Source organism: Tenacibaculum sp. MAR_2009_124, assembly GCF_900105455.1.
GTDB lineage: Bacteria > Bacteroidota > Bacteroidia > Flavobacteriales > Flavobacteriaceae > Polaribacter.
Genome location: NZ_FNSF01000001.1, coordinates 1306880 through 1320422, shown reverse-complemented (window position 1 = coordinate 1320422; position 13543 = coordinate 1306880). Strand labels below are relative to the sequence as shown.

The 13543-nt window shown below is 33.6% G+C and carries 7 protein-coding genes; all 7 read left to right on the top strand.

Translation table 11 applies throughout. The annotated features are described in order from the left end of the window. Positions 1-22: 22 nt before the first annotated feature. Positions 23-1048, top strand: coding sequence for a LacI family DNA-binding transcriptional regulator (locus BLW23_RS04885; RefSeq protein WP_093668098.1), 1026 nt, complete (start codon positions 23-25; stop codon positions 1046-1048). 180 nt (positions 1049-1228) lie between these two features. After that, positions 1229-4243 (top strand): GEVED domain-containing protein, encoded by a 3015-nt coding sequence (locus tag BLW23_RS04880; protein ID WP_093668097.1) that lies wholly within the window; start codon positions 1229-1231, stop codon positions 4241-4243. Between the two features lie 262 nt (positions 4244-4505). Next, a complete protein-coding gene (locus BLW23_RS04875; protein WP_093668096.1) occupies positions 4506-5885 on the top strand; it encodes an MFS transporter in 1380 nt (459 codons plus the stop codon). A gap of 70 nt (positions 5886-5955) precedes the next feature. Next, positions 5956-6612: a beta-phosphoglucomutase gene (gene pgmB / locus BLW23_RS04870; protein ID WP_093668095.1), complete on the top strand. Its 657-nt coding sequence runs from the start codon at positions 5956-5958 to the stop codon at positions 6610-6612. Between the two features lie 231 nt (positions 6613-6843). Next, positions 6844-9150, top strand: coding sequence for a glycoside hydrolase family 65 protein (locus tag BLW23_RS04865; protein ID WP_093668094.1), 2307 nt, complete (start codon positions 6844-6846; stop codon positions 9148-9150). A gap of 80 nt (positions 9151-9230) precedes the next feature. Further along, complete coding sequence (locus BLW23_RS04860) at positions 9231-11156, top strand: glycoside hydrolase family 13 protein (RefSeq protein ID WP_093668093.1); 1926 nt, start codon at positions 9231-9233, stop codon at positions 11154-11156. Continuing rightward, positions 11153-13528, top strand: coding sequence for a glycoside hydrolase family 31 protein (locus BLW23_RS04855; RefSeq protein ID WP_093668092.1), 2376 nt, complete (start codon positions 11153-11155; stop codon positions 13526-13528). Before BLW23_RS04860 ends, BLW23_RS04855 begins: the two co-directional genes overlap by 4 nt. The last annotated feature ends 15 nt before the right edge of the window (positions 13529-13543 follow it).

Below are 13543 nucleotides of genomic sequence, written 5' to 3'. Positions count from 1 at the left end.
AAAATTGTCATTTTTGCAAAAGATGAAAACTAAAATTACTATTAAGACAATTGCTAAAGAATTGGGCGTAGCAACTTCCACAGTATCAAAGGCTTTAAGAGATAGCTCCGAAATTAGTAAAGAAACTAAAGAAAGGATAAAGGCGTATGCTGATTATTACAATTACAGACCGAATAATTTAGCACTACAATTACGAAATCAGAAAACTAAAGTAATTGGTATTATTTTACCTCAAATTGTACATCATTTTTTTTCAACTGTTATCAAAGGTATTGAAAAAGTGGCTTCAGAAAGAGGTTACAATATTATGGTTTGCTTTTCCAATGATTTAGAAAAAAAAGAAGCTGAAACAATTGATGTACTAACAAATGGTAGTGTTGATGGTTTATTAGTTTCTATTGCTAAAGAAACATTAGAAAAAGGGACGTTTAAACATTTTAATCGATTAATTGATAATAATATTCCTTTGGTTTTATTTGACCGGACTCATGAATCTTTAAAATGTGATAAAGTAATTGTTGATGATGTAGGAGCAGGGTATAAAGCCACCAAGTATTTGTTAGATTCAGGATGTGATACGATTGGAATTTTAACAACACCAACGCACGTAACTGTTGGTCTTGATAGGTTACTAGGATATGAGAAAGCTTTAAAAGATTCTGGTAAAACCATCAATCATAAATTAATTACTAGAGTGAATGAAGAACATGAGATAAAAGCTCAAGCAGAAAAGCTATTTGAAGAACCCATTGATGCTATTTTTGCTGTCAATGAAATATATGCAGCTATTGCCATTCGAATTGCAAAGGAAAAATGCCTAAACATTCCAAATGATATTTCGATAATTGGTTTTACTGATGGACTCATATCTCAATACGCTTCCCCATCCATAAGCACTGTGGTACAGCACGGGTTTACTATGGGAGAACAATCGGCAGAATTATTGATCGACTGTATTGAAGGAAATAAAGAGAATGAGGTAACTAAAACCAAAGTAATATCAAGCAATTTGAAAATTAGAGAATCTAGTAAAAAAGTAGAAAACTAATCCCATTTACAAAAGGAAATAGTTTAACTAATTGCTTAGGTTTTATTTGAAATACGAACTTGTTTTTAAGGATAACGTTTTGGATTTTAATTCGAAAGTGATAAAATAAACTGATAATATTCAGTGGTTTATGTTTTTTTTTATTAGTTTCGGTTCACTAACCAAAATACCCTTCTTATCATGAAAAAACAATTATCTATTGTTTTCTTCTTGGTGTCGTTTGTTGTAATGGCACAAGAAACCAAAAACCAACCATTTTATCGAGGAAAAATATCATCAGTTGAGTATGTTTCCCCTATATCTAATAGATCAGCCGATTTAGTTCCTTTTAAAAATGTAAAGAAGGAAGCTAAAGACAAAAGATCAATGGGGAATATTATTATTTCTGGCAAAGATCCTCAAAACAAAGATGACTTTTTTAAAAGAAATAGACATCCACAAGAACAAAGTGTTCAAATGGCCAATGCAAGTTTAGTCTTTGACACGTATTCTTCAAACTCACAACCAACAGATCCTTCTTTAGCTGTTGGACCAAACCATGTCGTAGTTGTATTTAACACAGGTTTTATGATCTATGACAAACAAGGAAACCAATTATTAGGAGAAACGGCTCCTAATCCCGCTATTTTTCCATCAGGGGGCTGTTGTGATTTAACGGCATCATATGACAATGCTGCAGACAGATGGGTGTTATCATTTTTAAATGGAGGAGGAGCTGGCGCTCAAGTTGCAGTTTCAGATGGACCAAACCCTTTAACTTCTGGATGGTATATTTATAATGTATCTCAAATTAATGATTATCAAAAATTATCTATTTGGAGTGATGGTTATTATATTACCGATAATACCAACAGTTCAAATAGAGTTTGGGCTTTAGATAGAACTGCTATGCTTGCAGGAAATACGAATGCAGGAATTTTAGGTTTTAATCTACCTAACATTAAAACAAGCGGATTTTATAGCCCTCAAGTATTAAATGTTACAGATGGTAACTTACCAGCATCAGGAGGAGCAACAGTAGTTTATATGCAAGATAATGCTTGGACAGGCGTTTCTACAGATCACGTTAAAGTATGGACTATTGATGTAAACTGGAGTAATACAGCGAGTTCAACGGTTTCTAATCCACAAGAAATCAATATAACACCCTTTATTGGTGTATTTGATGGTGGAAGCTTCTCTAATTTAGCGCAACCTAATGGAGGGGCGTCTATTGATGCTTTACAAGCAACAATTATGAATCAAGCACAGTTTAGAAAATTCAATACCTACAATTCTGCTGTGTTTAACTTTGTTGTTGATACGGATGCTTCTTCAGGAAAATTAGCAGGTATTCGTTGGATGGAATTCCGTCAAAGTGCAGACAATCAACCATGGTCTTTATATCAAGAGGGTACCTATAATGCTCCAGATTCAAGACATGCATGGAATGCTAGTTTGGCAATGGATGCGAGTGGAAACATTGGAATGGGCTATTCCTCTTTATCAAGTTCTACCAGTTCTGCTACTACAAGAGTTAGTTCATATTTTACAGGACGATTAGCTGGTGACCCTTTAGGAGCGATGACCGCTGTGGAGGGATTGATTGCAAATGGGAATCAAAATATTCCAGGAACTCGTTATGGAGATTATAGTAAAATAGATGTAGACCCTTCAGACAACAGTACTTTTTGGTTTATAACCGAATATATGAATAATGGAAGAAAAGGTGTCGTTGGTACGTTTGAAATGCAACCTGTAGGACCACCAGATACGGAAGCGCCAACCAATCCAGCAAACTTAACAACATCAAATATTGGAGGAACAGGAGCAACGTTAAACTGGACGGCTTCCACAGATAATATTGCGGTAGCTAGGTACTTAATTTCTATAGATGGAACTCAAGTAGGAACATCAGCAACAACTTCTTTTAACGTAACAGGTTTATCACCAACTACTCAATATACTGCTTCTGTTGTAGCGCAAGATGCGGCAGGAAATACATCTGGAAGTGTGAGTGCAACGTTTACAACAACTACGGCGCAAATTTCATATTGTACTTCAGCAAGTAGTAATGTAAATGATGAGTTTATTGGTAATGTAAAATTAAATACTATAAATAATAGTTCTGGAGCACAGTTTTATTCGGACTTTACAGGTATTTCTACAGATTTAAAAGAAGGACAACAATATACAATAGCAGTAACACCTACTTGGACAGGAACAGTTTATAGTGAAGGTTATGCTGTTTGGATTGATTATAATAATAATGGTGTTTTTACAGATACTGGAGAATTAGTATGGTCGCAAGCTCCGACAAAAGCAACGAGCAATAGTGGAACTTTTACGGTTCCTACTGGAACTGCTCAGACCTCAGTAAGAATGAGGGTTTCTATGAAATATAATGCAATTCCTACTTCTTGTGAAAACTTTACCTATGGCGAGGTTGAAGATTATACAATTAATTTGCAAATAGGTAATGGAGGAGGAGATCCTGAACCTCCAACAGGGTATTGTAATTCGAACGGGAATAATACATCAGATGAATATATTTCTAGGTTTCAATTAGAAGGAATTGATAATACCACTGGAGCTGAAACTGGAGGATATGGAGATTATACTAATCTTTCGGCAAACTTAAGCGGAACACATACACTTACCATAACGCCAACTTGGACAGGAACGGTTTATAGAGAAGGATATGCTGTTTGGATTGATTATAATAGAGATGGTGATTTCTTAGATGCTGGAGAGCTTGTTTGGTCTAAAGCTCCTTCGACTGATGCTACGAATTCAGGAACATTTACCGTTCCCGCGTCTGCACAGGCTGGGGCAACAAGAATGCGTGTTTCTTTAAAATATAATGGCGTACCTACTGCCTGTGAATCATTTACATATGGAGAAGTTGAAGATTACTTAGTAAATCTTAGTAAAGCTTCAACGCCAGGTGAAGACTTAAAAACATTTACACAAAACTCTTTAGATAATATTAAATTATATCCTAGCCCAGCTACAAATGATTTAAATATTGAAGTTATTAATGGAGACTTTGAGCAAATGACAATTTATTCTATTACAGGTAAAATAGTTTATAGCTATGAAAAAAGGATACAAAATAAATCTGTGATAGACGTTTCTAAGTTTGCAACAGGAAATTATTTTGTAAAGTTTGTTTCAAATGGTAAAGCGGTAACAAAACGATTTATTAAAAAGTAATAAGCTTTTAAACTTTTTAAAGAAGGTCATCAATTAATTTTGATGACCTTTTTCTATGTTTACAAACAAGGAGAGAGGAGAAATGAAAGAGGTATTGAGTAATTTTGAAAGGTAAATGGTTAAAAAAAGTCTTTTTTCGACAATAATTGAGAAAAATTAATATATTAGCCACCTAGAAAACGACTTATCAATAATTTTCTTCCACAACTAAAATTAGATAAGTCATAGCGCTTATCGTAGTATTAATTAATAATTACGATAAATGAATAAGCGTAAATTAAGTTTTTGGGAAATCTGGAACATGAGTTTTGGTTTTCTTGGAATTCAATTCGGTTTTGCCTTGCAAGGGGGCTTTATGTCACGAATTTTTCAAACTCTAGGAGCAGGGAAAGAAGAAATCCCTTTGCTGTGGATTGCTGCACCTCTTACTGGATTAATAGTACAACCTATTATTGGTTATTTGAGTGATCGTACATGGAGTGTCAAATGGGGCAGAAGAAAACCTTACTTTTTAATTGGAGCTGTATTAAGTTCATTAGCCCTGTTTTTTGTACCTCACTCACCCGTATTGTGGGGTGCTGCTGGATTTTTATGGATACTAGATGCTTCAATTAATATATCAATGGAACCATTCAGAGCATTGGTTGCAGATAAATTACCAGAATCTCAACGATCATACGGCTTTGTTGTTCAAACTTTAATTATAGGTATCGGTACTTGGGTGGCCAGTAATTTACCATGGTTTATATCAAAGTTAGGCGTTAGTGATTCCGCAGCATTAGGAGTAGTACCAATGTCTGTAAAAATAGCATTCGCTATAGGTGCCTTTGTCTTTTTATTAAGTATTTTATATACGGTATTTACAACATCTGAATATCCTCCAGAGGATATGGAAGAGTTTGAGAAAGAAAGGTCAAAGAAAAATCAATTTATTCCCGATATCTTAAATAATATTGGCAATATGCCAATGACAATGAAAAAACTGGGGATTATACAGTTTTTTAGTTGGTTCGCTTTCTTTACAATGTGGAGTATGGCCAACCCAGCATTAACCGAGCATGTTTTCAAAACTCCAGCTCCTGAAGAGATCAATTTCAACATGGATTCTGCAGAGGATAAACAGGCATTTGATATTGCCAATACTGCTTTCCAAAAATCATCAAATGCTGTTGGTTCATATATGGGAGTATATGGACTCTCTTCTATGGCTTTTGCTTTATTGTTAGTGCTTTATACTTCTCGAAAAAGAATTAACAGAAAGTATGTACATATGATATCTTTAATTTTAGGAGGGATTGGTTTTATGATGATGAAGTTTATTCTTTCTCCAGAGTATTTAGCAATATCATTCATACTTATTGGAATTTCTTGGGGAAGTATTCTTTCCATGCCTTACGCAATGCTTTCCAGTTCCGTAGACCCTAAAAAAATGGGAGTTATCATGGGAATTTTTAACATGTTTATTGTTATTCCTCAAATTATTGCAGCTCTTGGTGGTGTTAATTTTATTTCTGGCTTATTTGGAAATGAAGCTATTAATGCCATGACAGTAGCGGGAATAAGCTTAATACTTGCTGGTTTATCTAACTTTTTAATAACCAATAAAAATGCAATTAGCTATCAATCAGAGGATAATAGCTAAAATTCTAATAATAGATTTTAATATTTAGTATATTAATCCATTAAAAATGAATTATTTAACATAGAATCAAATGAATACAGTTGGGTTTATTTTTGATTTAGACGGTGTTATGGTCGATACCGCTAAATACCATTTTTTAGCTTGGAAAAATCTTGCAAATAGTTTAGGAATAGATTTTTCAAATGAGCAAAACGAACAATTAAAAGGAGTGAGTCGTATTAGATCTTTAGAAAAGATTTTAAGTTGGGGGAACAAAACGATCTCCCAAGAAGAGTTTGATTCATTATTACACGAGAAAAACGAAGAGTACTTAAAGTATATCGAAAATATGGATGAGTCAGAAATTTTACCTGATGTTCCAAGGGTTTTAGAACTATTACTCGCTAATAATTCTCCAGTGGCACTAGGGTCTGCCAGTAAAAACGCCCGAGCAATACTTCAAAAAGTTAATCTACTTAATAAGTTCAACGCAATTGTTGATGGTAATGATGTTTCCAAGGCAAAACCTGATCCTGAAGTATTTATAAATGCTGCAGAGAAAATAAAGATTAATCCTAGCAAATGTGTGGTTTTCGAAGATTCCGTTGCGGGAGTGCAAGCAGCCAAAAAAGCGAATATGTTGGCGATTGGAATAGGTGAAAAAAGCATCCTTCATGAAGCTGATTATGTTTTTAGAGACTTTAGAGAAATGTCTACCGAGTTTATCATACAACTCATGAATAACTAGAAAGTACATACAAATTGAATTCCTTTAGATTTTTAAACTGCAAGTAATACCAATTGGTGTTTGAAATTTCTGTAATAGAAAAGAAGAACGTTTTATTACGGTACTATAGAACCATCAATGGTACGAAATCATAAAAGTTTAAATGAGTTCATTAGAAAGAGACTCACTTTGTGAGCAATCTAACAAAAGATAAAAGAGCTGAGCTCAAACAATTAAAGAAAAAATAATAAAATGAATCAAAATTATATCCTATCGAATGAATGGAGTATTATAGAAGAAGGATTTGATAAAAACCGTGTAAAATCTTCAGAAAGCCTTTTTAGCATTGGTAATGGAGCCATGGGGCAAAGAGCTAATTTTGAAGAAGACTATACAGGAAACACGTTTCAAGGAAGTTATATCGCTGGAGTTTACTATCCAGATAAAACGAGAGTTGGATGGTGGAAAAATGGATATCCTGAATATTTTGCAAAAGTATTGAATGCACCGAATTGGATAGGTATTCATGTAAAAGTTAATGATGAGGTGTTGGATTTAGCCATTTGTAAAGAGGTTAAAAATTTCCGACGAGAATTAAATATGAAAGAAGGTTGGTTATCGAGATCCTTCGAAGCTGTTTTACAGAATGGTATCGAAATTTCAGTATCAACAAAACGTTTGTTAAGTTTAGATATTGATGAGGTCGGAGCAATCGAGTATTCCGTAACCCCTATGAGTCAGTCTGTGACAATTGAATTTTCCCCTTACTTAGACGCAGGCATTACAAATGAAGACAGTAATTGGGATGACAAATTTTGGAATATACTCGATGTATCCTCTATCGATAATCAAGCTTTTATTTATTCTCACACTATGAAAACAGCATTTCATGTGTGTACTTTTATGGAGTCTCAGCTCTTTTTAGAAAATAAAAAAATACAAACCCCATTACAAGAGACAGTTTCTGATACAAAAGTATCGTATAGCTATACTCTAGATGTTACGAAAGGTCAAAAAGCAACAATACACAAGTTTGCTGGATATACTGTTGACAGAAACCATAAAAAAGAAGAATTACTGATTGCCGCAAAATCGGTGTTGGTGAAGGCATTAACGTTAGGTTTTGAAGAACTATTAAATCTTCAAAAGAAAGCCTGGGAAAAAATATGGGATCGGGCTGACATCACTATAGAAGGTGATGTGCAGGCACAACAAGGAATTCGTTTCAATATTTTTCAATTAAATCAGACCTATTTAGGTACCGATGCGCAATTAAATATTGGACCTAAAGGATTTACTGGAGAAAAATATGGAGGTAGTACCTATTGGGATACGGAAGCGTACTGTTTACCGTTTTATATGGCGACTAAAGACGAAAACGTAGCAAGAAGCTTGTTAGAATATCGTTATAACCACCTTGAAAAAGCCATTGAAAATGCTGGAAAATTAGGTTTTTCAAACGGAGCAGCCTTATATCCAATGGTAACAATGAATGGAGAAGAGTGCCATAATGAATGGGAAATAACGTTTCAAGAAATTCATAGGAATTCAGCTATTGCATTTGCTATTTTTAACTACCATCGCTATACGGGCGACTACAGTTATATTCCAGAAAAAGGATTGGAAGTTCTTATTGGGATAGCTCGTTTCTGGCATCAAAGAGCCACATATTCAACAGATAAAAATAAATATGTAATTCTTGGCGTAACAGGACCTAATGAATACGAAAACAATATAAATAACAATTGGTACACGAATTATTCTGCCAAATGGTGTATTGAATACGCCATTGAGAATATTGAAATTCTGAAAAAGGATTTCTCAGATGATTATGAGAGAATTATTACAAAAGTGAATTTGAATGATGAAGAACTTTCAAAATGGAAAAAAGTTGCCGATACTATGTATTTTCCATATTCACCAAAACATAATGTTTTCTTGCAGCAAGATGGTTTCCTAGATAAAGAATTAATATCCGTGGCTGAATTGGATTCATCACAAAGACCCATTAACCAAAAATGGAGTTGGGATAGAATCTTAAGGTCTCCTTATATAAAACAAGCAGATACACTTCAAGGGTTCTATTTTTTCGAAGAAGATTTTACAACTGAGGAATTAGAATCTCACTATGATTTTTATGAACCATTTACAGTTCATGAAAGTTCTTTGTCACCTTGCGTTCATAGTATTCAAGCAGCAAAGCTAAATAGAATGGAACAGGCCTATGAATTTTATTTAAGAACGTCACGATTGGATTTAGATGACTATAATAAAGAGGTAGAAGAGGGACTTCATATTACTTCTATGGCGGGAACTTGGATGAGTATTGTTGAAGGCTTTGGTGGAATGAGAATTAAAAATGACAAGCTTAATTTTTCTCCTAAAATACCAAAGGAGTGGGAAGCCTATTCATTTAAAGTGAACTTTAGAAATCAAATAGTAAAAGTAAGTATAGGTCAAGATAAAACAACGTTCGAGTTGAATAATGGAGAAGAACTAAATATCATAGTCAATGGAGAAGAAGTACTGCTTAGTCCAAATAATATGACAATGGTTTAAAAGACCATACAATCATTTTTCGTGGTAAGGTAAACAGTGTAAAACTTACGATTTAAAATACGATTAGAAAAGATGTAATTATGAGAAAACTACTATCCATCATGAGTTTAATTTTATTTTTTTCCTGTGAAGAAAAAAGTAACACTACTTCTTTACAATTAGAAGTGAGCAATTCTTACTTAGAAAAAGTAGCCCCTCCAAATTGGTGGATAGGATTCAATAATCAAGATTTACAACTTTTAGTAAAAGAAGATAGGATTACTAACTATCAAGCTGAAATTGACTACCCAGGCGTTCATTTGATACAAACGATAAAAGCGGAGAGTCCTAATTATGTATTTTTAAATATACATATAGATAAAAATACGCAACCTGGTACGTTTGATATTGTTTTTAAATATAGGCAAACTACTAAGAAACATACTTATGAGCTCAAACAAAGAGAGGTTAATACTAACGAATTAATTGGTTTTAATAGTTCGGATGCAGTTTACTTAATAACTCCGGATAGATTTGCAAATGGTGATACAACCAATGATTTTGTTAAGGAGTTACTGGAAACAGAGATAGATAGGACTCATAACTATAAACGGCATGGAGGTGATATTAAAGGCATTACTAAACATTTAGATTATATAGAAAAACTTGGTTTTACCAGTATTTGGCCGACTCCTTTGTTAATAAATGATATGCCCGAAAGTTCATATCATGGATATGCTATCACTGATTATTATCAAGTTGATCCAAGATTTGGTTCTTTGGAAGACTATAAAGAATTGTCACTTGAACTTCACGATAGAAACATGAAATTAATCATGGATCAAGTAGTGAATCATTGCGGGTTAAATCATTGGTGGATGGAAGACCTACCTTTTAAAGATTGGATAAATTTTCAAGAGCATTATATAAAGAATAAAGCTACTTGGAATTGGGAAACAGTCATTACATCCAATCACAGGAGAACAACGAATCAAGATAGGTATGCTTCCCAAAAGGATAAAAAGTTAAATTCTGACGGTTGGTTTGTACCTCAAATGCCCGATTTAAACCAACGAAATCCATTCATGGCAACCTATTTAATTCAAAATAGTATTTGGTGGATAGAAACGTTACGATTGGCAGGTATTCGTCAAGATACTTATCCATATGCATATAAAGAGTTTATGTCTCGTTGGGCGAAAGCCATTACTGAGGAATATCCAAATTTTACGATTGTAGGTGAGGAGTGGAGTTACAATCCACTGTTAATTGGCTATTGGCAGCAGGGAGCTAACAATAAAGATGGTTATCAATCCAACTTAAAATCTACCATGGATTTTGCCATGCAAAGAAATATTGTAGAAGCCTTAAATGAAGAAGAAAGTTGGGACAAAGGTTTGATAAAGATCTATGAAGGTTTGGCGAATGATTTTCATTATGCAAAGCCCAAAGACATTATGATATTTCCTGATAACCACGATATGAGTCGAATTTTCACCCAATTAAAAGGAAATATTATAAACACTAAAATGGCATTGAGTTATATGCTTGTACTGCCAAGAATACCGCAAATCTATTACGGAACGGAAATCCTTATGAACGATTTCGAAAAACCAGGAGATCATGGTTTAATTCGTTCTGATTTTCCCGGAGGTTGGAAAGGTGATTCTATTAACGCGTTTACCAAAGAAGGGTTAAGCTCTGAACAAATTGAAATGCAAAGTTTCTTAACTAAAATATTAAATTATCGAAAACGAAGCAAAGCAATTCAAGAAGGTAAAACAGTGCATTTTGCTCCAATTGACGGTGTTTATGTTTTGTTTAGAACGTATAATAACGAAGTAGTTGTTCATATAATGAATAAGAACAAAACGCCAATTACGCTTGATTTGGAACGATTTGAAGAAATGAAATTGAAAGGGAGAACTTTTAAAAATATAATAACTAACGAAAGTTTTATATGGAACAATACGATAGAGCTCAAAGAAGAAGGAAGTATACTACTAACGACAATAATTGAGGAATGAAGAAACTTTATATTTTAGTATTATTTCTGTGTTTTAAAATAAATGCGCAAAATACCAATCGAGTTTACAATAGGATTATTGAAGAAAATAAAGGAATGCTTCGATTAAAAATGAGTGATGGTGAGTATAGATTTCAGTTCTATTTATCAGAAGTAGTTGAAACGTCCTTTATTCCAGAAGGAGAAGTCTATTCGGAAAAATCGCATGCAGTGATTCTAACTCCTGAAGAAGTCAAGACTAAACTCAAAAATAAAGCTGATTTTATCTACTTTGAATCGAAGCAATTAAAGGTGATCATTCAAAAAATACCTTTTAAAATTTCATATTTCTATGAGGATAAAGAATTGATTTCAGAAAAAAGAGGATATGTGAAAGCTGATACATTTGAATCCATAGAATTAAATTTAGATAAAGAGGAGGTTTTATATGGAGGTGGAGCTAGGGCTTTAGGAATGAACAGAAGAGGATATCGCTTAGAGCTTTACAACAAGGCACATTATGGATATGAAGATCATTCGGAATTAATGAATTATACGATGCCTATTGTAATGTCTTCAAAAAAATACATGGTACATTTTGATAACGCCCCAATTGGATTTTTAGATTTAGATAGTAAAAAGAACAATATACTTTTGTACGAAACTATTTCAGGAAGAAAAACCTATCAGATAATTGCTGGAAATACATGGTATGATATTCTAGATAATTATACCGAATTAACAGGGAAACAACCAATGCTTCCAAGGTGGGCATTGGGTAACTTTTCAAGTAGATTTGGATATCATTCTGAAAAAGAAGTTGAACATACTATCGAAAAATTTAAAGAAGATAAAATCCCTGTAGATGCTGTTATTTTAGACCTATTTTGGTTTGGAAAGGAGATTAAAGGTACTATGGGAAATTTAGAAGCACACAAAGATTCTTTTCCCGATTTAAAAGGAATGGTGAATAGGTTAAAGAATAAAAACATAAAAACCATTCCCATTACAGAGCCTTTTATTTTAACAACGTCCAAGAAATGGAAAGAGGCAGTTAAAGAAAATGTTTTAGCGAAAACAAAAGAAGGCAAGCCAGCTACATATGATTTTTACTTCGGGAATACAGGAATCATTGATATCTATAATAAAGACGGACAAGAATGGTTTTGGAGTATTTATAAAAATCTCGCAGATATAGGTGTTGCAGGAGTTTGGGGAGATTTAGGTGAACCTGAGGTACATCCTGATTGGGTAGAGCATGAAACTGGTTCTGCGAATGAGGTTCATAATATCTATGGACATGATTGGGCAGGATTGATAGCAAAAGGCTATGAAAAGTATTTTTCAGAAACGAGACCATTTATTTTGATGCGAGCTGGATACTCCGGATCACAACGTTATGGATTAATTCCATGGTCTGGTGATGTAAGCAGAACTTGGGGAGGGCTCAGAAGGCAACCAGAAATTGCTCTTCAAATGGGAATGCAAGGTTTAGGATATATGCATTCGGATTTAGGCGGTTTTGCAGGTGATAATTTAAACGATGAATTGTATGCTCGATGGCTACAATACGGAGTTTTTCAGCCTATTTATCGCCCACATGCTCAAGAACAAGTTCCTTCAGAGCCTGTTTTTAGATCTGAAAAAGCGAAAGAAAGAGCCAAGATAGCTATTGAATTGCGTTACAAACTTTTGCCTTATAATTATCATTTAGTTTATGAAAATAATGCGAACGGTATTCCCTTAATGAGACCACTTTTCTTCGATTTTCAATCTGCTAAAACGGAAAAATTAGGAACTACTTATTTATGGGGAAAAGATTTCTTAATAAGCCCACAATTAGATGGTCAAGTAACGAATCATTCAATTTTTGTACCTAAATCTACCATTTGGTTTGATTTTTATTCCGAAGAGAGAATAGTAGGAAATGATGAAGAAGTAATTCGTCCAAAAAGAGAAAATAGTATTCCTACGTTAGTGAGAGCAGGGAGTTTTATTCCGATGACAAAAAGTATTCAGAATACGGAAGAATATGACGCGAATCTGTTAACGATTCATTATTATCACGATAGTACTATCGAATCGAGTAAGAGTAGTTTATTTAACGATGATGGTGAAACTGCCAACGCTTTAGAAAAAGGAATGTTTGAATTGATCAAGTTTTCAAGTACTTCTAATCAGCATATGCTAAAAATAGAGATGAATACAGAAATTGGAGAGAAGTATACTTCTCAAGAAAAGAAGTATAGCTTCGTTATCCATAATATTGTTAAAGATGTGAAAACATCAACCGTAAATGGAAAACAAATAGGATTTAAAAGAAAAGGAAATAGCCTCATAATTCCAGTAAAATGGAACACCAATAAGAAACAAACCATCAAGCTTAAATTTTAACTTAACAAGAACTTT